Genomic DNA, 21,476 nt, shown 5'->3' on the forward strand with positions numbered 1-21,476 from the left:
TCGTTTGGCAAGACAAAAGAACACTTGGTGAACAGTGAGCGAACTGTCACTTCTGAGCTAGCGAGTGACCTGAGCTGCTGGTTAATTCGAGGCCGGCTGTTGTCGTTTATCCTCGGAAGGAAGTTCATGGCCACCTCCAGAATGCTCAGCGCACTGACCGCTGTGGCACTCACAGCTTCGACGCTGTTGCTCTCGCCCACGCCGGCGAATGCAGCCTCTGAACCCACCCTCACGCCGAAGGACGGAGCCACCGTTTCCGGCAGTGTCCCCGTCGAGTCATTCCCCACGACGCGGGGTGACAAGGTGACGTCGATCACCGTCGATGGCGAGAAGCTCGACGCGAAGGCTGACGCCGGCTCGTCGAAGCTGCGCTTCAGCGTGGGTGATAACTCCATCGAGGGCCGCTTCGGCAGCTACTTCACGATCAACGGCAAGAAGGCTCAACGCATCGATCTCTCGGACCCCGTGTACGTGAGCTCCACCTACGACGTTGAGGTGCCGAACGCGTGGCTGAAGAAGGGCGAGAACACCGTGCATCTGCAGGTGGGCGCCCTCAACGAGAGCTGCGGCTTGAACTATGACGACTTCGAGATTTTCGATATGGAGCTCATCACCGGCGGCCCGTCGGAGCCGGCTAAGAGCAACAAGATCAGCTACAACATGGGCGATGGCCTGTGTAACCCCAACTCCACCTCGCTGAAGGAACTCGACGTCGCCTTCATCCTGGGCGACGACCCCAACGCCACCGTCGGTTTGAACACTGAGCTGGACACCACCACACTCGCAGATGGCGAGCACACGCTACTCGCCAAGACCGCCCAGGGTGGTCAGACCGAGCACACCATCATCGTGAACAACGGTGAGCCCGGCACGCCCGACCTGAACGTCAAGGATGGCGATATCGCTCACGGGCAGACGATCTTGTATGACGTCGCCCGCGAGGGGAGCGAACCCGTCGCCCGGTACGAGCTGGACGGCAAGCCCGTCGATGCCATCGAGACGATGGGCGAGGGGACGTCGAAGTTCAAGTTCCACATTGGCAAGAACTCGAGCGAAGCCCGCTACGGGAACGCGCTGTACTTCAACGACATCCGCTACCCGCTGACCGACCGCAACTATGCCGATGAAGACGTCGCGATCGAGATTCCGAACGCGTACCTGAAGCCCGGCCGCAACAAGATCACGATGGTCACCGGCACGATTCAAAGCGGTTGTGGCACGAATCACGACGACTTCGACCTGACCAAGATTGGTCTGGAGTTCCCCAAGGGCAGCGTCACCCCCGTCGATATCAAGGACAAGTACGCCATGGGCGACGGTAACTGCGACGTGAACTCTAAGAAGCTGCGCGAGGCCACCTTCGAGTTTGATCTCGAATCTTCGACGACCGGCCTCGCCCTGTCGCTCGACACTGCAAAGTACCCCGACGGTGCGCACACCGTCTCAGCCGTGACGACTGGTGGCAAGCGCATCACCCGCACAGTGATGTTCAACAACATCGGCCCGCAGCTCGTGAGCAGCACGCCGGCTGGGGGCTCGGAGCTCACCAAGGCCACCGAGCTCACCATCGAGCTGGAAGACGTTGTGGGCGTTGACGAGTCCGCGACGCAGATCACTCTCGACGGAACCCCCGTCAAGGTGGGCGACAAGATTGGCGCCGGCTTCAAGGAAGGTGAGCACACCCTCGTCGTGAAGGCGAAAGACAAGCTCGGTATCGAGTCCGAGTCGACGGTGACCTTCACCAGCGCAGCGATCCCTGGTGGCCATGTGTCCACCAAGGCTGCCGACGACGGCAAGCCCAAGAAGCAGCTGTCCGCCACCGTGCACGACGAGGGCGACGCTGAGTACGAGACCACCTTCCACCTGGCCAAGGCCAACCAGCCTTCCGCTGGGTTTGAGGGCACGAGCGTGGAGATTCCGACGGAGCTGAACCCGAAGTCGGAGGGCAAGGTGAACCTCGCCGATGTGGCGAACACCGACGACAAGTCTGACCGCAGCCCGGCTGCGAAGAACACCAGCTGGCAGCGTTTCGACGTGAAGGTCGGCGAGTTTACTGAGGGCTCCCTCGTGCAGTGGGTGGGCGACGTCGACCCGCAGCGCACTGCAACCCTCCTGGTGTGGAACCACAAGACGAACGCCTGGGATGAGCTCGCCGCACAGCGCGGCAACGTGAATCGTCAGACGGCGCTGCGTGGCTCCGTGCGCGCAGACCACGTGAAGGCGGGCGTCGTGAACGCGATGGTGGCTGCCACGGATCCGTTTGCCGACGACATGAACAAGAGCGTCGACCGCAAGTTCCAGGATCGGGATAGCTACGACTTCTCCATCGCGCACTTCACCGACACGCAGTACCTCTCGGAAGGTGCGGCTGGTGACTACCGCGACGACAACAAGGATCTGCACCCGGAGGCCGAGCGCAAGCTTTGGCGTGACGCGTACGAAGACACCATCAAGTGGATCATCGACAACGCCGACGAGCGCAAGATCGCCTACGCGGCACACACGGGTGACATCATCGAGAACAACATCACGAAGCACACCGACCAGAACATGCTGGACCAGGTGCAGCGCGAATTCGAGATTGCATCCGAGATTCAGAAGCGACTCGACGACAGCGGCATCCCGAACGGCGTGCTGGCAGGTAACCACGACAACCGCATGGGCACTGACGGCGCGCAGTACAACGAGCACTTCGGCCCGAAGCGATACGAGGAAGCCAGCAAGCAGTGGCGCGAGGACGCCCAGTACGGCGGGCCTTGGAAGGAAGGCGACAACCAGAACCACTACGACCTGTTCAGCGCAGGCGGCCTGGACTTCGTCGCAGTGCACCTCTCCTACGGTGTGGATCAGGAAGAAATCGACTGGGCGAACGAGATCTTCCGCCAGTTCCCCAACCGCAACGGGCTGCTGTTCAGCCACGCGTACCTGACCACGTCGAAGGATGTCGACGGGCGTGATGCGCCCTACTCGAACGCCCAGGGGCGCGAGCAGGCTCGTAAGATCGTCGACGCCAACCCCAACGTCGTGATGACGCTCAGCGGACATCACCACGGCGTCGGTTTGAACGTGCGCAACGACGCTGGCGAGGTGGGCAACCACGTCGTCGAAATGCTGGCTGACTACCAGTTCTACGAGGTTCCTGTGACGCATGAGAAGCTCGCTGACCTGCGTGGCAACTACAAGGACGATCAGACGCTCCGCTTCGGGGCCGCGTTCTTCCGTCTCCTGCAGTTCGACGTGAAGCGCGGTGAGCTCGTCATCAACGCCTACTCGCCGTTCTTCGACGAGTTTGGTGCTGAGCAGTACGACAAGGAGAAGCGCTACGACGGTCGCTCCGATGAGTTGCGGGTTCCGCTGCAGCTCAGCAGCCGCACCACGTCGCTGGCTACGGACACCTTCCAGGTGATTACGCCGACCGAGCACGAGCTGGGCAAGGCTAAGGCGACGACAAACAAGGCTGCGACGCTCGACGTCGACTTCAGCGACGCCAAGCTCGGCCTGCCGCAGGAAGACGGGGTGCCCGTCGCGTGGATCGCTGTGGCGCGCAATGCCTCGGGTGGCACCGTCGCTTCGGCCTTCGACGTGACCTTCGTCAACCTGGCGCCTGCTCGCGAACAGCCGGACGAGCCGGGACCGGGTGAGCCGGGGCCTGGTGAGGACGACTCCGACGACGGGATCTCGGATCCGGGAGCTCCCAAGCCGGCGCAGCCCGGCGACTCGGATGACCAGGGATCTGACAAGCCTGTTCGCCCGACGCCTGGCCTGCCGAAGACCGGTTACGTGCTGACGGCCTGACCACCTCGTCGACGCTGAGCCCGGCCCTTCCTACGCGGAGGGCCGGGCTCCGTCGTTGTTCTTGACGCTCTACACCGCGGCAATGTGGATTGGAGCATTAAGGAATGCTGGAACCCACGGTGTTGGGTGGGTTCCAGCATTCCTTAATTGCTTCCGCTGCCGGGGGTAGTACAACTAGTCGTCGTCTGTAGACACGGACCCAGATTTCGGGTCGACGGTGAGCTCCACCTCGTCGTTGGATCCATCAGGACGGATCTCTACCTGCCAATGCCCGTCGTCTTCCCAGTCCACGTTTTCGATGATGCCTGCGGTGTGTGCAACGGCGGCGTCGATGGCAGCAGCGATGGTGACAGCAGCCTTCGCAGCGGCCCGATCTTCATCGTCGGCATCTTCAATTTCGTCGATTTTTGCAGAGGAATGGGCGGTATTTACTTGCACTTCGTAACACTTATTCGCGGCGAGAACGTCAACCTCCCACCGGTCGTTGCTCTCTTCCAAATCCTGTGCGACGACCACCCCACCGTCGTGGCCTTCTGCTGCTACTTGCTTCACTGCGATGCTGCGGGCGAGGGCGGCGTCCTCGGGGGAACCGGGCTCAGGCTGGGGCTGCGCAGGAGTTTTCTCCTCTGCGGGTTCGCCGGAGGATGGCGAAGCCGACGGCGTCTCTCCTTGTGCGGGGCTCTCGGCGGTGGAGGCTGGAGCCGTCGTCTGTGGTGTAGTGCGCTCACCGGTGGTGGACTGTTCTGTATCGCCTCCACACGCGGCGAGCGTCGAGACGGCGAGGACCGCGATAGCTGTGATGGCAATCTTATTGTTCATATCTCAACGGTATGTAAATGACCTTGCGTCTTCAATCCCGATCGTGGACAAGTGACACGGTCTGCGTGTGATCGCGGAACTCGGCTTGAAATTGGCGACGGTGGTCCCTTCGCGGAAGTAGCTGACGTAAGGATCAGCGTGCTGTTCGCATACACCATGCCAAAGGTTCCTGCGCGTTTTCGATGCTCAGAGGCGGATCCTGTGGTGCCCGCTATCACGTTTTGCATGATCCAGGATGCCGGTACAGTTCGTGCATGCGTACCCGACTGCTTGCGCTCCTTGGTGCCATCGCGATGACGCTCAGCCTTATGCCGGGATCGGCATTCGCCGACGACGTCGACGATATCTCCAATCACGTCACGACGTACGAGATCCATGCTGATGGCAGCGTGAGTGTGAAGTCGACGATGTCGTGGCGCTTCAAGGGTGAGATGGAGAGCATCTACTTCACCGTTCCTCGTGGCATCCCGGGCGAGAACGAGCTGAGTGGTGTGCGGATTGTGGCGCCGAACGGGCGAGAGCCCAAAACCCAGATGAATGAGGAGACGGGCCCCGAGGGCAAGCGCGTCCGCCGCTACGAGATCCTTGCCAAGGACTTCCCCATCGAATCGGGGCCGTGGACCGTCGAGTACACGCTCAGCAACCTGCTCGTCGAGTACCAGGATCAGACCGCCTTCACGTGGCGCAATCTCTCGCCTGACAACCCACTGATCAGGCGCTGGGAGGCGACGATTACCACGCCTTGGCAGATCGATCAGGTGCACTGCACAGTCAACGGCAAGGAGACCTGCCACACCGAAGAGAAAGAAACATCTGTGACGTTCTCGGGAGGTGAGGCACCGACGGGCACCGATGTCGTAATCCAGGTCGCGACCCCGACGACGCGCACCGGCCACAGCGACAAGCCTCAACAGCCTGGCAGCTCATCGTCGGCGGAAGTGACGCAAACGCCCTCGGAGTCCGACTCTTCGGCCAGCGCATCCCCCTCCGGAGACTCGACCGACGACTCCGGCAATGAAAAGTCCGCTCCTGACCTCTCGATTATCCTGCTGTGGATCGGCGGCGGCTTCCTGGTACTTATTGGAGTCGCTGTGGGCATTGTGTGGCTGGTGCGCCGTCGCAAACCCGACAACACCCTCCAATACCAGCAGTGGCAGGGGCAGCAGCCCTATCCTCAGCAGCAATATCCTCCGCAGAGGGGTCCGCAGTATCCCCAGCAAGGTCCAGGTCAGCCCCCGCAGGGATCGTCGTCGAGGCGCTAGCTCACTGGAATGCACAGAGACCGGGCCGGAGCCAGACCGAGGTGGCCCAATTAGGAAGTCGTCGAGCGATGTCGCCTTTATTCGCGATGGCAGCAAAACCCTCGGCGGAGCCTCCAGCAATCTCTGAGGCACGATCACATCGGCGTCGACAACGTCATGACCAACTACAGTTAGTACTGCATGGTGGCCGGGGGCTTGCCCTGCCAGTCGAGGGGGAGTCGGCCTCCGCGCATGATGTAGGCGCCCATGACGAGGTGCGCGAGCTCGAGCGGTAGGTTCCCGTCGCCGTCATGGTACTGGTGCAGTAAATTTCCCATCTCGTTGGGGATGCTGCACTCCGTCACAAACCGCGAGCCTTCGTGCAGCGCTTGCGTGAACACGCCAGGCTGAGATGGCTTGCTGACAATGATGAACGCCTCGTCTGCCAGCGACGCGAGGAGGTCTCGTAACTGCCCGACGGACTGCAGCATCCCGTCGCGCTTTGCTGAAGACTTCTGGCTAGCGATGAGATACTTCCAAGGTTCCGACGGTTGCGGATCTGGTACAGCCAAAATCTGAGTGAGCTCATCAATCATGGTCTGGTTCAACGTCATGGTGGACATGCGTACGCTCCTGTTCTCGAGGTGTCCCCAGCGTCGCAGGCACCTCTGACATTTTTGGTGCGCCGAGCAGTGCACGGTTCTTCATATGAAGGAAGAGCGACGCCATCAGGGTGATGCCGACATCCTCGCTGGATTGGGGCACAGACGGCGATGGGGCAAGTGCATTAGCTCCCGCTGTGGTTATCGCTGCTCCGCCAGATATGCGGGAACGGGCTTCGTCGGGGTGCTCACGCGTGTGTCGAACCGTGTGCTGGCGAGACGACGTTCGGCCAGGGTGACCAGGTCGAGCACGTCGTTGCATTGGTACAACACGATCCGTTGCCTGCGGGAGCGTTGCAGTATGCCCGCGCGGCACAGTTCTTCCAGGGCAGTGGATGCGGCCTGGGCCGACACATCGTGAATCCGGCGAACGCTCGTAGAGGTGAGTACCGGGGTTGAGGGGAGATCCTTGATGATGAGGGACGCAGCGGAGTCGGAGCGGAGCGCTCGCGTCCGGCCCTCGCTTGTTCGCCACTCGTGAAACCGGGTGTCCCATTCCTCACGCAGGTTCGCCAGCGACGAACCAAGCGACGAAGCCTGCTGAGCGGCCTCTTCGACGGCGTGCAGGAACACGGTGATCCATTCTGCTCTGCCGGCGTGGAACTCGGGCGAGCCGACGGCCGTCACTTGCCGGTAGGCAGTCAGCCCGCGAACATACTCGTCACTCAATGTCGAAAGCACCATACTCACGGGAAGTACCGCGCCGGGGGTGAGGCCTCGTCGCGTGAGCACCGTGTGGATCAGTGAACGCCCCACGCGGCCGTTGCCATCGATGAAGGGGTGGATGGTCTCAAACTGTGCATGCGCCAGCGCGGCCTGGATGAGCGGTGCATGCGATGCGGTGGCGAGATAGTGCACCAAGTCTTCCATCAGCGCGGGCACGGCATCGGGTGGCGGGGGAACGAACGTGGCATCGATCGGTGAATCCGAGACGCCGATCCAGTTCTGCACCTGTCGGATGCCGTGCTTTCGCGGCTCGTCGTTGAGGAGTGCTGCCTGCAGTGCTGTCAGATGAGCGACCATGATCTGGGTGGAGTGCACGAGCTCAGTTCGGGCGCGTTCGACGACGGTGATGTTGTTCGCGACGAGCTGTGCCATCTCCTTGACGTCGGGCATGGGCTCGTCGGACCCGAGCTCGGCCATCGCAACCTGCTTCACGGATGGGGCGATGCCTTCGATGCGAGATGACGCTATGGCTTCGGAGCGGAGCAGGAAACGGGCAATGCCCGCAAGATCGTGAGCGTCACCCGCCACCTCGCGAACTGCTCGCTCGGCTGACGCTGCGAGGCGCTCGTTCTCGGCGGACAGCACGAGCGGCGTCTCCAGGAGCGGATCGGGCAGGTACGCCAGGTACAGTCCGGAGCGGCGGGCAGCCCGTCGCGTGCCTGACTCAATCGTCGACTCCCAATGCTGCGCAACCCAGCTACCCATACTGCTTATCCTTGATGATCACCCCGGCTGAATCAAGTTTAAGGGGTTAAAGTTGATCCAGGAGCAGGGTTCACCAAGGTTAGGCGCTAACTGGAGGGACGATCCTGCGTGCTCTAGTTGCACTGACCTGACAGGTTGTCTGATCCGCGCCTCGATGCGCTGCGTGTCCTATTTGGAGCGTAAGGCCGTGGCCGCGATACTCAAACCGATCTACACCGCCGTCTACGACGACGCCTTGATGGCACTGACCGCGCTCGCTGATTCGGTCCTGGGCCGGAAATATCCGATGGCGGTCAAAACCTGGGAAGGGTTCATCTCGTTCCTCGATTTTGGGCCCGCAACCCGCAAAGTGATCTACACCACCAACCAGATCGAGTCGTTGAACTACCAGATGCGCAAAATCATCAAAAGCCGCGGCCAGTTCCCCAACGACGCCTTGGTGGTCAAGCTGCTCTGGCTCGCGATCCGCAACATCGAGGACAAACGAGCCCGTGAACGAGCCAAGGAAGCAGGCCTGCCTAACGGCACCAACCGGAAGGCCCCCGGCAAGCTCGTCGAAGGCGCCACCATCCAAGGCTGGACCAAAGCCCTCAACGAACTCGCACTACGCTACCCCGAACGATTCCCCCAAACCACCTAAAAACCGACCACTCACGCAAACAACTTGACAAGCTCCGTAGTGTGCAGCCCTTGGGTTGGCGCAACCGGGCTCGAAGCTGCTGCCGGGCATGTTCCCCGGTCCAGCCATTTCGCGGAGATAAACCTGTGAGGCACGGCCCTTAACCTCCGGGGGCCATATGCGAGTATCGTCGTCCCCTTGCTCACATGTTACCAATTTGGTAACATGTTCGACGTGGAGGTTCGCTACTCGTCTAGGGAGGTCCAACGAATCTGCACTGAATCGCGTTACATGCAGAAGCAGCTCGGCGCACCAACGGCCAAGAAACTGAGGCTCCGCATCGCGGAACTCATGAGCGCGATCGCCATGGACGACCTGCTTCTCGGCGCCGGCCGGTGGGAACGCCTCCACGGAGACCGGCAAGGACAGTGGTCTGCGAGATTGACCGCCAATTGGCGACTGATCGTCGAGCCACTCGAAGCCGGAGGAGTCGTGGTCTTGGTCGTTGAGATCGTCGACTATCACCGAAAGTAGGGATGGAAATGCAGATAGGAGGACTAAGCGTGGACGTCGTGTTTCCTGACTTCATCGTGACCACCGGCGATTTCATCAAAGAGTGGATGGAGAACGAGCAGGTCAACGCAGCGGAGCTCTCGCGCCGCCTGGGCACTTCGCGCAAGCATGTGAGTCAGCTCCTCAACGGCAAGGTTTCGCTCTCGCATTCCAAGGCTCTGGCTCTCGAGCGCGTCACTGGCATCCCTGCTCGCGTCTGGAACCAGTACGAGGCTGGCTATCGCAGTGCTCTCGCTCGTCAGGACGAGAAGGCAGCGTTCGCTGAGCAGTACGACAAGGCAAAGGAGTTCCCGCTGTCCTACCTTCGGAAGTGGGGTTTCATCCAGTCGCCAGCACGTGACAAGGCAGGCACCGTTCGCGAATTGCTGAATCTCCTACGAGTCGCGAGCTTGGATGCCTTCCAGACGACGTGGGCAGAGGGCAGTGTCGCGTATCGACGGGTTGCTGTACTCGGAGACAAGTCGCACGCGTTGGCCACTTGGCTCGCTCTCGCCGAGACCAACGAGGTGTTCACCAACCTCCCGCCCTTTGATGAGGAGACGCTGTGTGACGCCTTGCCGCGGCTCCGAGCACAGACTCGCAAGGATCCGGTGGCAGGGGTTAGCCAGGCGCGAGATATCCTGCGCGAGTGTGGAGTGGCGCTGGAGCTCACCCCCGCCGTTCCCGGTCTGGGTGTGCATGGGGCCACCCGCTGGCTCAACGACCACCCCATCATCCAGCTGTCCCTCTTGGGCAAGAGCGACGATCAAGTCTGGTTCACCGTCTTCCACGAGATCGGGCACGTCCTTCTGCACAGCAAGACTGCCTTGTTCGTTGAGAGCCAGAACATGGAAGCCGACGCGGAGCACGAGGCGAATGCCTTCGCATCCGATCTTCTGGTCCCACCCGAGCGACGTGATGATCTGCCGCGATCCCGCAACCTTGATGCCATCCAATCGCTTGCCGACGAATTGGGTATTGCGCCGAGCATCGTGCTCGGGCAAGCCCAGCGAGCCACGGGTGATTTCGCGTGGGGCCACAAGCTTAAGCGCAAGGTTGAATTCGTTCCGATACCCGATGAGAAAGATTTGTGATCACCATGGGATTGTCAGACGTTGCCATGCTGATCATCACAGCCCTTGAATGGATCGCAGCGGTGGTGTTCGAAATCCATGGCACGGCAACGTCCAACCGATCCGCGGTACTCACAGCCAGCGCGGGTTCGTTGATTAGCTTCTCGTTGATCAAACCCACAGCACGGCCACGCACTTCTGCAGGATACTGACTCGGTGCGGACATGTTCCTGTCATCTTGGCTAGATCAAACCCTCACCACACCCGGGGCGATCCAAACCATTTGACACCCCCTTCTGTGACGGAGCGGATACGTTCACCGCTCAACAGATGCACCACGTTGCCCTAAGAGCATCTTCCAGGTGATCACGTCTACTGAGCACGCGTCGGGCGTGTCGAAGGCGAAGAGAGTTGCGGCAGTGGGCATCGACTCCAGCATTCTTTATTCATCTCCACGTGAGGGGATACAGGCTCCTCACAGATCAGGCGTGGTGAAGATAGCGTTGTCCATGTCAAGGTCTTTGGCGATGGCTGTGTGAGAACTTTCATCATTCCAGGAGTTCGATCTCCGTTACCACCGGGCACCGTAACCGATCTTCACTGTCATCTTTGAAGAGCCGGTGTAATCTCGGCGAGATCGAACCAACATTGCGTTGTTGATGATTCGTTCGCGAGTATTGCCATGGTAGTGCGGGTAGAAGATGTCGTGTTTGGTCCACAGGTAACAGCCGCCAGCCAGTTCCGCAAACGGTCGGGTTCGGTTCTGCTCAATTTCAAATTCTGAGTACTCTCCCCGCTCGCGCGGGGAGCACTTATCAGGTTCATCCTGAATTGTGCAATCCCCGCTTTCGCGGGGAACACTGCGGCAGTCACCCTGATCAGCGGGTCATCCCTGAAGGGAGGGGGTAGGTCCGCGTCTTCAGCATAACAACGCTTTGCTGCGTAGATGCACGGTAAATAGTGTCCAAACCTAGTCCATCTGATCACCTGTCAGGGAGGAATGTCCGGGACGTGACCAGGGTCAGATGCCGCAATAATCGAGCGGTCAGAATACCTGGGAATCAACAACCTCTGCTAGTCTGTAGTGAAACTACTACCCAGTGGGTGCCACGGCTGACGTCCAGGGAGCAGCTTCGGGCTGACAGGGAGCCCGTATTTTGACGCTGCCGCGCCGCGCGGAGATGCATGGACGCGGGGTCGCTGCCCGCTGGACCACCACCTCGTCGCACCCGCACCCTGTGTTAGGAAACGCGGAGGAACCTCATGAACAAGATTGGCTGCCACGGACTCGTGTGGACGGGGACGTTCGATGCGCAAGGGATCCGCTTCGCCGCGGAGAAGACCAAGCAAGCAGGTTTCGACCTGATTGAGTACCCGCTCATGGACCCATCCACCTTCGACGTCGGGGCCGCCCGTGAAGCCCTGGCAGAGTACGGGCTCGAAGTGAGCGCGTCGCTGGGGCTTTCGGACGCCACGGACGTCACGAGCGAGGATCCGACGGTCGTCGCTGCCGGTGAGGCGCTGCTCCTCAAGGCGGTCGACGTGCTGGCCGATCTTGGCGGCACCCACTTCTGCGGCGTTATCTACTCTGCCATGAGAAAGTACATGGAACCCATGACCAGCGAGGGTTTGGCCAACAGTCAGCGCGTGATCGGCACCGTGGCTGATCATGCTGCTGAGCGGGGCGTTTCGGTCTCGCTCGAGGTGGTCAACCGCTACGAGACCAACGTCCTCAACACAGCCCGGCAAGCCATGGTGTACCTCGCGCAGGTCGATCGCCCCAACCTCGGCGTACACCTCGACTCTTACCATATGAACATCGAGGAGTCGGACATGTTCGCTCCCGTGATGGATGCTGCCCCGAAGCTCCGCTACGTTCATATCGGTGAGAGCCATCGCGGCTATCTCGGCACGGGCTCCGTCGATTTCGACACCTACTTCAAGGCGCTGGCCCGCGTCGGATACGACGGCCCTATCACCTTTGAGTCGTTCTCCTCGGCCGTTGTGGCACCTGACCTGAGCCGCATGTTGGGCATCTGGCGCAACCTCTGGCAGGACAACGACGAGCTCGGCGCACACGCCAACGAGTTCATTCGCAACAAGCTCGTGGCCGTCGACAGCATCCGACTTCACTGACCGAACCAATTCCGTAAGAAGGCTGCATACTCCGACAAGTTGTAGTTATACTACGGAGTCGAACGAGGGCGAGGACGCCCTCCAGCGCCACCCGAGTACGACGGGCGGGGCCACCTCTGCGCTGAGGTCCCTGCCGCCGGCACTTCACGGCGGAAGGATGAGCAAGTCACGATGAACATTCTGGAGAAGTTCAGGCTCGACGGTCAGACCGCCATCGTCACGGGCTCCACCCGCGGCATCGGCCGGGCGCTCGCCCATGGCCTTGCCGAGGCCGGAGCATCGATCGTGATCGTCGGACGGGACGAGGCCGCCGCCTCGCAGGTGATGAAGGAGATCGAGGAGCGTGGACAGCGTTCGATCTTCGTCGCCGCCGATGTCACGGTGCGGGAGGACTGCGAACGCATTCGCGACGAGGCCATCGCCGCCTTCGGGCGCATCGATGTGCTCGTCAACAACGCCGGCATCTGCATCCATGAAGATTCACTCAAGGTCACGTTCGACGACTGGCGCGCAGTGTTCAACGTCAACGTCGATGGCGTTTGGCTGATGTCCCAGGTCATCGGCGAGACGATGGTCTCGCGGGGCGGGGGGCGCATCGTCAACGTCGGTTCCATGTCCGGCATCATCGTCAACCGTCCCCAGTGGCAGCCGGCCTACAACGCATCCAAGGCCGCCGTCCACCAACTCACCCGAAGCTTGGCCGCGGAATGGGCTCCGTCGGGTGTGCGGGTCAACGCCGTCGCACCCGGCTACGTGCACACCGACATGTCGCCGCTCCACGAGCCGCACTTCCGCGTCCGCTGGATCGACGATGCGCCGATGCTGCGCGCTGCCGAGCCTGAGGAGATCGCTCCGGCGGTGCTCTACCTCGCCTCGGAAGCGTCGTCTTTCGTCACTGGCGAAATCCTCGTCACCGACGGCGGCTACAGCATCTTCTGACGATTCGGCCGGGTCACCGGTACCCCAAGAACCCCCAACAAACCAACCACACATCAGAGTTGATGGAGGAACCAACCACCATGCAACTGTTCACATCGATCCGTCGGGCGTCAGCGGCGTTGGCTGAGGCCTCGGTGGCACTCACCATGGCTGCCTGCAGCTCCGGCACCCCCACGCAGGGCACCAGCGTCCCCGCCGACGGCAAGGACAAGCCCGCAGAATCCAAGGCCGCGACGCTCCCGCCAAGGATGGCGACATCCAGCTCGTGCTCGCGATTCGCTCGCTGTCGAACCCGTACCACGCCAACTGGGCCGAGGGCGCACAGATGTACGCCGACTCGATCGGCAAGGAGCTGACCATCCTGAGCGACGAGGGCGACTCGCAGAAGCAGCTCGCCCAGATCCGGTCGACGCTCGCCGGTGGCAAGAAGATCGTGCTCAACGTCGATCCGAACACCTCGTCCGACACGCAGGCCATCGCGCGCGCGGTCGCCGACGCAGGCGGCTACGTCGTCACGTAGTGGAACAAGCCCGATGACTTCAAGCCGTGGGATGTCGGTCCGAACTGGGTCGCACACATCTCCTTCGACGGCACCGAGAGCGGTTACAACATCGCCGACAAGCTCTTCGAGACCATGGACGGCTAGGGCGGTATCGTCGCTCTGCAGGGCATCTTGGACAACGTCCCCGCACAGCAGCGCTACGAGGGCCTCGAGAAGGCGCTTGCCGAGAACCCGAACATCAAGCTGCTCGACACCCAGACCGCCAACTGAGACCGCAACGAGGGCTTCCAGGTGATGCAGACCCTCCTCACCGCCCATGGCGATGACATCAAGGGCGTTTGGGCTGCCAACGACAACATGGCCCTCGGCGCGCTCGAAGCGCTCCGCGCAGCAGGCAAGGCTGGCAAGGTGCCGATCGTCGGCGGCGACGCTGTCCCGGAGGCCCTCGACGAGATCAAGTCGGGAGCCAACGGCTACCTCGCGACGGTGACCACCGACCCGTGGTGGCAGGGCGCTGCGGCGCTGGCACTCGGCTACCAGGCAGCCATCGGCGAGTACGACGTCGATGCGGCCGACCATGCTCAGCGGGCGTTCTACGGCACGCAGTTCCTCGTGACCAAGGACAACGTCAATGAGTACAGCAAGGCCCCGACCTTCGATCAGCTGAAGCCCGACCTCGACGATCCGTTCAAGCGGTCGACCGGAGCCATCGAGTAACAGCCAGCAAACACGCAGTTGGGAGGCCCGATGGGCCCCCAACCATGAAGGAGTAGGGAAGATGTCACAACCAGTGGTCGAAGGCGCTCCGCCTCCCCCGACGTGGCGGCCCAGCCGCCTGCGGTCAAGTGGACGAGTCGTCTCGTCGAGCTCGGCCCGCTACTCGCATTGGCCGCAGTCATGATCGTGTTCGGGGTGCTCAACCCACGATTCCTGTCGGTCTCCAACCTGCTCGGCATCGCCGAGAATGCCGCGATCCTCGTCGTGCTGGCCGTGGGCATGACTTTCGTGATCCCCCTGGGCGGCATCGACCTCTCCTTGGAGGGTGTGATGGCCACCAGCTCGCTGGTCGTCGTCCTCCTCGCCACCAATGACCGCAACGAGATGCAACTGGGCCTGTGGGCGGTGCTCGCGGGCATCCTCGTGGGCGCCACCTTCGGCCTGGTCAACGGCATCGTCAACACGGTGTTCAAGGTGCCGTCCTTCATGGTCGCCCTGGGCGCCGGCGCCATTGGCGTCGGTGTGGCGACCGTGCTCTTCGCCGGCCGCGCACCACGCGTGCTCGACCAGTCCTTGCGAGGCTGCGGGCTCGACCGTTGGCACGGCATCTCCAGACTCATCCTTCTCGCCGTCGTCATCTTCGCCATCGGCGCGGTGATCCAGTACTTCACCAAGCTCGGCCGCTACGCATTCGTCAACGGCGGTGACGAGGGCATCGCCCAGTACTCGGGCATCAACATCCGTCTGTACAAGACCCTCACCTTCGTCTTCGCCGGCGCGCTCTTCGGCTTGGCTGGCGCGATGGCAGCTACCCGCCTCGGTGTCGGCGACGTGCAAATCGGCGCAGGGATGACGTTCCAAGCCATCGCTGCCGTCGTCATCGGTGGCACGCTCCTCTCCGGCGGCCGAGGTGGCGTGTTCAAGACGCTCATCGGCACGCTCATCATTGCCTCGTTGGCCAATGGACTCATCCTGGCCAGGGTGCCGCCGCACGTGCAGATCTCGATGCAGGGCGTCGTCATCGTCGTCGCCGTGGCCGCCGCCGGCTGGCAGCTTCGTGAACGAGTGAGGGTGATCAAGTGACCACGCCATTGCTGGAAGTACGCAACGCCACCAAGACCTTCCCCGGTGTGAAGGCCCTCGACGATGTCTCCCTCGAGATCCGGCCCAACGAGGTCGTCGGCCTTATTGGTGAGAACGGCGCCGGCAAGTCCACCGTCCTCAAGGTGCTCGTCGGCATCAACAAACTCGACTCTGGTGAGGTACTCATCGGCGGCGAGCCGGTCCGTATCGGAGACCCCGGGCATGCCGCAAAGCTCGGCATCGGCATGGTCCACCAGGAGCAGTCGCTCATCGGCACCGTCTCCGTCGCCGAGAACATTCTCCTCGGTGCCGAGGGCAACGCGGTTCGTGCCGGCTTCTTCAACTGGCCAAAGATGTACGCCAACGCCCAACGCCAGTTGGACAAGATTGGCTCGAAGATCCGCCCGCAGGAGAAGACCGAGCACCTCACGTTCGCCCAGCGGCAGATGGCTGAGCTCGCCAAGGCCCTCTACGTGGAGGAACGCTCCTCCCGCATGCCGGTCATCATCCTCGACGAGCCCTCGTCCGTGCTGGAAGGCGAGGACCTCGAAGTCCTCTTCCAGCAGGTCGAGCGCCTGCGGCAGATTGCATCAGTGATCTTCGTCTCGCACCGACTCGATGAGGTAATCCGCGTCTCGGACCGGGTCTACGTCATGAAGGACGGCGCTGTGATGGCCGAGCGCTCGAAGGACGAGATCGACGTCCCCGAGCTCTACCGACTCATGGTCGGCCGCGAATCGAGCGGTGGCTACTACCGCGAAGAAGACCAGCTCGCCATCCCCGACGATGCCAAGCCGGTGCTCGAGATCTCCGGCCTGACCACTGCCGAGAAGTACCACGACATCGACCTCACGGTTCGCGAGGGAGAAGTGGTCGGTCTCGCCGGCGTCGTCGGTTCCGGTCGCGAGGACCTGTGTCGGGCCATCTTCGGAGCCGAGCCGTTCGACACGGGCACCATCACATTCAACGGCAAGCCCCGCAAGTACGGCGCACCCGCGGACGCAGTTCGGGACGGCATCGGCTTCATCCCGGCGGAGCGACGTCTCGAAGGCGTGGCGATCGGGCTCTCGGTCGGGGAGAACATCCTCTTGGCCGATCAGGATCCGATTCGCTCCGGGCCGTTCATCTCGCCGAAGAAGCGAGACTCCTTCATCCGCAAGTGGGTGGAGCGGCTCAAGGTCAAGACACCCTCGGTGCACACCGACGTCGGCAAACTCAGTGGCGGCAACCAGCAGAAGGTGGCCCCTGCCAAGTGGATGGGGTCCCCCAAGCTCAAGCTGCTGATCCTCGACCACCCCACCCCCGGCCTCGACGTCGGCGCGAAGCAGGACGTCTTCGCCTTCATCCGTGACATCGCCAAGCAGGGTCTCGGCATCATCCTGCTCGCCGACACGCTCGAGGAGACCATCTCGCTCAGCCACCGCATCGTCGTCTTCCGCGACGGCGCGGTCACGGCCGAATTCGACGCCCAACCGGGGAACAAAGCCCACCCAGGTGGACCTAGTGGAGGCAATGGTATGAGCACGACCACCGAAGCAAAGCCCAAGGCCAAGGGCCTCGGCAGCAACCGGCAGCGGCTGACGTCCTTCCTGCCAGTGGTGATCCTCGTTGTCCTCGTTGTAGCGATTGGCATCAGCCAGCCCTCGTTTCTTGGCCCGATGAGCCTGCGCACGCTGCTCGAGAGTTCGGCGCCGATCATGTTGCTGGCGCTCGCGCAGATGTTCGTCATCCTCACCGGCGGGATCGACTTGTCGTCGGCGACCCTGACCTCACTCGGTACCGTCCTGCTGGCTCTCTGGATCAAGGATCTGGGTGTGCTGGGGATCATCGCCATGGTGGTGGTCATCTCGCTGGCCGGCACCCTCAACGGTGTTGTGGCGTCCGTCGCACAGGTCCCGGCATTCGTTGTGACGCTCGGGTCGATGGGCCTCTGGTCCGGTGTCGCGCTCGGCATCTCCGGTGCCTCGACGATCTCGGTGACCAGCAACTATGACCTCATTGGCTGGCTCACGAGTACCCGTTTCGCGGACGTGGCCCTGTCGGTCTACGTGGCTGTGGGTTTGATGGTACTGGTCTGGGTGGCTATGCGCTTCCTGACGAAGGGCAACAGCATTCATGCCTTGGTCCTCGCCGAGCGGGCTTCACTCATGTCCGGTATGCGTACTCGCGCCGTCAGAATCCTTGCCCTCACGTTGTCCGACTTCTTCTCCGCATTGGCGGCCATCGTCTTGGTGTCGTCGCAGTACAGCGGCGCCCCAACCCTCGCCGACGCACTGCAGATGGTGGCCATCGCATCCGTCGTCGTGGGCGGCTGTGCGATCACCGGCGGCGTCGGAGGCCCCTTCCAGGTGCTCGTGGGTGCCTTGATCATCGGCGTGCTCCGCGTCGGCATGAGCATCCTCGGTGTACTTCCGGCCTATGAGCAGATCGTCTACGGCCTGCTGGTGATCGTCTCGGTGGCCATCTCGATCGACCGTTCCCGCTTGGATGTCGTCAAGTAGAACGGTTCCTCCCCGGTCGGTGCTGTGAAAACGGTCCGCTCAGCGCCGACCGGGGGATCCTGTTTAGCCCGGCCCCTCTGCGCAACCCCGGATGTAATCCTGTAGTATTACTACAACTCAATGTGAGGAAGCGTGATGAACATGCAACGACCAAACGTCATTGACATCGCGAGCGACGGCGCCATCGGTGGCGCCACCCGCCGCTATGAGAAGAAGCTGGGCGATCTGGAGGGACTGTACCGGGACCAAGCCGCGTTCAACGCAGAAGTCGCGCGGCGTGGGGCCGACGAGCTTGTCTACTACGTCAACGATCAGCGCTACGACAACAACGAGGGCTCCCTGATCGTCGGAACCAGCATCCTGCTGCCCGGCACCGTGGGTGAGGAGTACGCGATGACCCGCGGGCACCTCCACGCGATCGCGAATCGCGCTGAGCTGTACTACTGCCTCAGCGGACACGGATTGCTGCTCATGGACAGCCTCGACGGTGAATCCGTCGCGGCGGAGCTGACCCCCGGCAAGGCGGTCAACGTGCCCGGACATTGGGTCCACCGCAGCGTCAACGTCGGCGACGAGCCCTTCGTGACACTGTTTTGCTACTGCGCCGATTCCGGCCAGGACTACGGGATCATCGCCGAAGCCGGCGGTATGCGGACACTCATCGTCAAGTCCGACGGCGGGTGGGCTCAGGTCCCCAACCCCGATCACACCGGCTACCGCCAAGACTGACCCCGCAAGGAACGACTCATGCCCAAGACCTATACCCAAGATCAGCTCGTGCCGGCTGAGAAGCCCACCTTCTACTTCGTCGGCGTGACGACCGGCAAGTCCTCCATCCGCCGGGTCTTCCCCGCGTGGGCGAAGGAACTGCAACTCGGCGACGTCGAGATGGTTGGCATCGACCTGACGCTGCACGCCCCACGAGAGCACTACCGTCGAGTGGTGTCCTTCCTCAAGGACGACCCGTTGAGCCTCGGAGCGCTCGTCACCACGCACAAGATTGACCTCTTCCGCGAGGCCCACGACCTGTTCGACGAGGTGGGCCCCTTGGCCGAACTGATGGGTGAAGTGAGCTGCTTGGCGAAGCACGACGGCAAGTTCGTGGCAACCGCCAAGGACCCCTACTCGTCCGGCCTCGCACTCGACGCCTTCATTCCCGCCGGCTACTTCGAAGATACGGGGGCTCCCGTCTTCATCATGGGTGCCGGAGGCTCGGCGATCGCCATCGACTGGCACCTGAGCCGCCCCGAGCGGGGCGCGGACATCCCGTCGCGAGTGATCGTCGCCAACCGCAGCTCCGGCCGACTCGATGCGCTGCGCGCGATTCACGGCCAGGCCGGCAACGTGACCGAGCTCGAGACGATCCACACGCCGGATCCCACCGACAGCGATGCCATTGTCGCCGAGCTGGCGCCCGGAGCCATCGTCATCAACGCCACCGGCCTCGGCAAGGATGCCCCCGGATCGCCACTCACGAACGCGGCCGTCTTCCCGGAGCGTGCGCGGGTCTGGGACCTCAACTACCGTGGCGACCTCCTCTTCCTCGATCAGGCCCGGGCACAGCAGGCCGAGCGCGACCTGCACGTCGAGGACGGTTGGGTGTACTTCATCCACGGCTGGACGCAGGTCATCAAGGACGTGTTCGAAATCGGTATCCCGACGTCTGGTCCCGGCTTCGACCGGCTCGCCGACATCGCTCGAGACGTCCGCTGAGCAATGACGATCCGATGAGCACGCCTTTCGTCCGCACGGTGTTGGGTGACGTCGACCCCGGTTCGTTGGGCGTCGTCGACTACCACGATCACCTGTTCCAGATCACCGATCTGTTGCCCGGTGATGAGCTCGACGACGAGGTACGCAGCAGTGAAGAGGCTGCCGATCTCGTCGATACAGGGGTCTCATGCCTCGTAGAAGCCACACCGATGGGGCTTGGTGCCGAGCCATTCGCCGTGGCGAGGATCGCACGTGCCCGTGGCCTGCACGTCGTCCACACGACGGGCGTGCATCGTGAGGCCCACTACCGATCGCGGCCCGACATCACGTCGCTCTCGACCGCGTGGATGGCTGAACGCTTCCGCACGGACCTCACCGCGGGTTTCACTCCGGAGCCTCCTCTTGCGGCGGGTGAAACGGGCGGGGTCCGTGCGGGCCTCATCAAGTTCGGCATCGGATACTGGTCGCTGACGCCGTTCGAACGCCGGGCGCTGGAGGCCGTCGGGTCGACGAGCCGTGAGGTGGGTGCTCCCGTCATGGTCCACCTCGAATACGGCACCGCGACGCACGAAGTGCTCGACCTCCTTGAGTCCCACGGGTGTCCCCCGGAGCGCGTGGCCTTGGCCCACATCGACCGCAACCCGGATCCGGGCCTCCACTGCGAGCTGGCAGCTCGTGGTGCCTATCTGGGCTACGACGGCTGTGCCCGGACGAAATCCTGGCCCGACAGCGTGCTGATCGACTGTATGGCTCGAGTCGTCGACGGTGGAGGCGGCTCGAGCATCCTGCTCGGCGGCGACGTCGCCAGGAGCACCCGGTACTTGGCCTACGGAGGCATGCCGGGCCTTGCCTACACCTACCGTCGATTCCTGCCGAGGGTGCGCGCAGTCGTCGGCGACGACGCCGCCACCGCCATGACCATCACCAATCCCGCCCGCTGGCTCACTTGGAGCTTGGGCGAAGATCAACTCTAAGAATGGAGAATCGTATGTTCAGCACGAGCCCGAAGCCCATGGACTCGCTCATTGCGTTGAGCCCCGTCATTCCCGTCGTCAAGGTCCCCAGCGCCGACGCTGCGGTCGAGGTGGCCCGTGCGTTGCTGCGCGGTGGGGTACGCATCATCGAGCTGACGCTCCGCACTCCGGCCGGCATGGACGCCATTCGTGCCATCGCAAGCGACGTGCCCGAGATGGCCGTCGGTGCAGGTACCGTCACCAAGCCGGAACAGGTGAATGGTGCACTCGATGCGGGCGCGCAGTTCATCGTCACCCCCGGCGCGCCTGCAGAACTCGTCCGCGCCGTGCACGCGACGGGTGCCCCCGCGCTGCTCGGCGCAGGCACGGTCTCAGAGATGATGGCGCTCGCCAACGCTGGGTGGAAGACACTCAAGTTCTTCCCGGCAGAGGCCGCTGGCGGGACGAAGTACCTGTCGAGCGTGCGTGGCCCGCTCCCGGACATCCAGTTCTGCCCCACCGGCGGAATCAATCTGAAGAACGCTCCCGACTATCTGGCGCTGCCCAACGTGCCGTGTGTCGGCGGCTCCTGGCTCACCCCGGACGCAGCCATCCAGGCCGGTGACTGGGGCGTGATCGAGGGGCTCGCCGCCGACATGATGGCCGTGCTGGCGCCGAGGGCCAACGCCTGAGCGAAGCGGCACCGTGCCTAGTGGTTGCGCAGTGCAGGCTGCGCAACC

16 protein-coding genes and 2 pseudogenes are annotated in these 21,476 nt (G+C 62.6%); 15 read left to right on the forward strand and 3 right to left on the reverse strand.

Translation table 11 applies throughout. The features are described 5' to 3' along the window. Positions 1-126: 126 nt before the first annotated feature. A complete protein-coding gene (locus Q0X68_RS02985; protein ID WP_297747345.1) occupies positions 127-3,795 on the forward strand; it encodes a hypothetical protein in 3,669 nt (1,222 codons plus the stop codon). A gap of 174 nt (positions 3,796-3,969) precedes the next feature. On the opposite strand, the gene Q0X68_RS02990 is transcribed toward Q0X68_RS02985, so the two are convergent. Further along, positions 3,970-4,614: a hypothetical protein gene (locus Q0X68_RS02990; protein WP_297747348.1), complete on the reverse strand. Its 645-nt coding sequence runs from the start codon at positions 4,612-4,614 to the stop codon at positions 3,970-3,972. Between the two features lie 254 nt (positions 4,615-4,868). Between Q0X68_RS02990 and Q0X68_RS02995 the strand changes: the two genes are divergently transcribed. Beyond that, the gene (locus Q0X68_RS02995) at positions 4,869-5,876 is read left to right on the forward strand and encodes a DUF2207 domain-containing protein (RefSeq protein WP_297747351.1); all 1,008 of its coding nucleotides are present in this window, start codon (positions 4,869-4,871) and stop codon (positions 5,874-5,876) included. Between the two features lie 170 nt (positions 5,877-6,046). Here Q0X68_RS02995 and Q0X68_RS03000 read toward each other — a convergent pair whose 3' ends face one another. Both Q0X68_RS03000 and Q0X68_RS03005 read right to left on the reverse strand, forming a co-directional pair. Continuing rightward, complete coding sequence (locus tag Q0X68_RS03000) at positions 6,047-6,478, reverse strand: hypothetical protein (protein ID WP_297747354.1); 432 nt, start codon at positions 6,476-6,478, stop codon at positions 6,047-6,049. Positions 6,479-6,658: 180 nt separating this feature from the next. Then, a complete protein-coding gene (locus Q0X68_RS03005) occupies positions 6,659-7,948 on the reverse strand; it encodes a Fic family protein (protein ID WP_297747357.1) in 1,290 nt (429 codons plus the stop codon). 139 nt (positions 7,949-8,087) lie between these two features. On the opposite strand from Q0X68_RS03005, the pseudogene Q0X68_RS03010 reads away from it, so the two are divergent. The 13 genes and pseudogenes from Q0X68_RS03010 to eda all read left to right on the forward strand — a co-directional run. Beyond that, positions 8,088-8,588: pseudogene (locus tag Q0X68_RS03010) on the forward strand (transposase); the annotation flags it as partial. 270 nt (positions 8,589-8,858) lie between these two features. Beyond that, the gene (locus Q0X68_RS03015) at positions 8,859-9,101 is read left to right on the forward strand and encodes a type II toxin-antitoxin system YoeB family toxin (protein WP_297747360.1); all 243 of its coding nucleotides are present in this window, start codon (positions 8,859-8,861) and stop codon (positions 9,099-9,101) included. 29 nt (positions 9,102-9,130) lie between these two features. Continuing rightward, on the forward strand, positions 9,131-10,213 hold the full coding sequence (locus Q0X68_RS03020; RefSeq protein ID WP_297747363.1) for an ImmA/IrrE family metallo-endopeptidase: 1,083 nt from the start codon (positions 9,131-9,133) through the stop codon (positions 10,211-10,213). Between the two features lie 1,242 nt (positions 10,214-11,455). After that, positions 11,456-12,328 (forward strand): sugar phosphate isomerase/epimerase, encoded by an 873-nt coding sequence (locus Q0X68_RS03025; protein WP_297747366.1) that lies wholly within the window; start codon positions 11,456-11,458, stop codon positions 12,326-12,328. A 171-nt stretch (positions 12,329-12,499) separates the two neighbouring features. Beyond that, complete coding sequence (locus Q0X68_RS03030; protein ID WP_297747369.1) at positions 12,500-13,267, forward strand: SDR family NAD(P)-dependent oxidoreductase; 768 nt, start codon at positions 12,500-12,502, stop codon at positions 13,265-13,267. Between the two features lie 265 nt (positions 13,268-13,532). After that, positions 13,533-13,787: a hypothetical protein gene (locus Q0X68_RS03035; RefSeq protein WP_297747372.1), complete on the forward strand. Its 255-nt coding sequence runs from the start codon at positions 13,533-13,535 to the stop codon at positions 13,785-13,787. A gap of 264 nt (positions 13,788-14,051) precedes the next feature. Continuing rightward, positions 14,052-14,486 (forward strand): annotated as a pseudogene (locus tag Q0X68_RS03040) (sugar ABC transporter substrate-binding protein); the annotation flags it as partial. 102 nt (positions 14,487-14,588) lie between these two features. Then, entirely contained in the window at positions 14,589-15,569 is a 981-nt protein-coding gene (locus Q0X68_RS03045) for an ABC transporter permease (protein ID WP_297747375.1), read from the forward strand. After that, positions 15,566-18,070, forward strand: coding sequence for an ATP-binding cassette domain-containing protein (locus Q0X68_RS03050; protein ID WP_297747377.1), 2,505 nt, complete (start codon positions 15,566-15,568; stop codon positions 18,068-18,070). Before Q0X68_RS03045 ends, Q0X68_RS03050 begins: the two co-directional genes overlap by 4 nt. A 135-nt stretch (positions 18,071-18,205) precedes the next feature. Then, positions 18,206-18,799, forward strand: a complete 594-nt coding sequence (locus Q0X68_RS03055) for a glucose-6-phosphate isomerase family protein (protein ID WP_297747381.1) — start codon at positions 18,206-18,208, stop codon at positions 18,797-18,799. An 18-nt stretch (positions 18,800-18,817) separates the two neighbouring features. Further along, the gene (locus Q0X68_RS03060) at positions 18,818-19,783 is read left to right on the forward strand and encodes a shikimate dehydrogenase (protein WP_297747383.1); all 966 of its coding nucleotides are present in this window, start codon (positions 18,818-18,820) and stop codon (positions 19,781-19,783) included. Positions 19,784-19,797: 14 nt separating this feature from the next. Further along, the gene (locus Q0X68_RS03065; protein WP_297747386.1) at positions 19,798-20,757 is read left to right on the forward strand and encodes a phosphotriesterase; all 960 of its coding nucleotides are present in this window, start codon (positions 19,798-19,800) and stop codon (positions 20,755-20,757) included. 14 nt (positions 20,758-20,771) lie between these two features. Then, complete coding sequence (eda, locus tag Q0X68_RS03070) at positions 20,772-21,428, forward strand: bifunctional 4-hydroxy-2-oxoglutarate aldolase/2-dehydro-3-deoxy-phosphogluconate aldolase (protein ID WP_297747389.1); 657 nt, start codon at positions 20,772-20,774, stop codon at positions 21,426-21,428. The last annotated feature ends 48 nt before the right edge of the window (positions 21,429-21,476 follow it).

Source organism: uncultured Tessaracoccus sp. (assembly GCF_947286155.1).
Taxonomy (GTDB): Bacteria; Actinomycetota; Actinomycetes; order Propionibacteriales; family Propionibacteriaceae; genus Arachnia.

Coding starts and splice junctions, on each gene's coding strand:
- eda (WP_297747389.1), top strand. CDS start 20,772: ATGTTCAGCACGAGCCCGAAGCCCATGGACTCGCTCATTGCGTTGAGC.
- Q0X68_RS03030 (WP_297747369.1), top strand. CDS start 12,500: ATGAACATTCTGGAGAAGTTCAGGCTCGACGGTCAGACCGCCATCGTC.
- Q0X68_RS03060 (WP_297747383.1), top strand. CDS start 18,818: ATGCCCAAGACCTATACCCAAGATCAGCTCGTGCCGGCTGAGAAGCCC.
- Q0X68_RS03000 (WP_297747354.1), bottom strand. CDS start 6,478: ATGTCCACCATGACGTTGAACCAGACCATGATTGATGAGCTCACTCAG.
- Q0X68_RS03015 (WP_297747360.1), top strand. CDS start 8,859: ATGCAGAAGCAGCTCGGCGCACCAACGGCCAAGAAACTGAGGCTCCGC.
- Q0X68_RS03005 (WP_297747357.1), bottom strand. CDS start 7,948: ATGGGTAGCTGGGTTGCGCAGCATTGGGAGTCGACGATTGAGTCAGGC.
- Q0X68_RS03065 (WP_297747386.1), top strand. CDS start 19,798: ATGAGCACGCCTTTCGTCCGCACGGTGTTGGGTGACGTCGACCCCGGT.
- Q0X68_RS02990 (WP_297747348.1), bottom strand. CDS start 4,614: ATGAACAATAAGATTGCCATCACAGCTATCGCGGTCCTCGCCGTCTCG.
- Q0X68_RS02985 (WP_297747345.1), top strand. CDS start 127: ATGGCCACCTCCAGAATGCTCAGCGCACTGACCGCTGTGGCACTCACA.
- Q0X68_RS03055 (WP_297747381.1), top strand. CDS start 18,206: ATGAACATGCAACGACCAAACGTCATTGACATCGCGAGCGACGGCGCC.
- Q0X68_RS02995 (WP_297747351.1), top strand. CDS start 4,869: ATGCGTACCCGACTGCTTGCGCTCCTTGGTGCCATCGCGATGACGCTC.
- Q0X68_RS03025 (WP_297747366.1), top strand. CDS start 11,456: ATGAACAAGATTGGCTGCCACGGACTCGTGTGGACGGGGACGTTCGAT.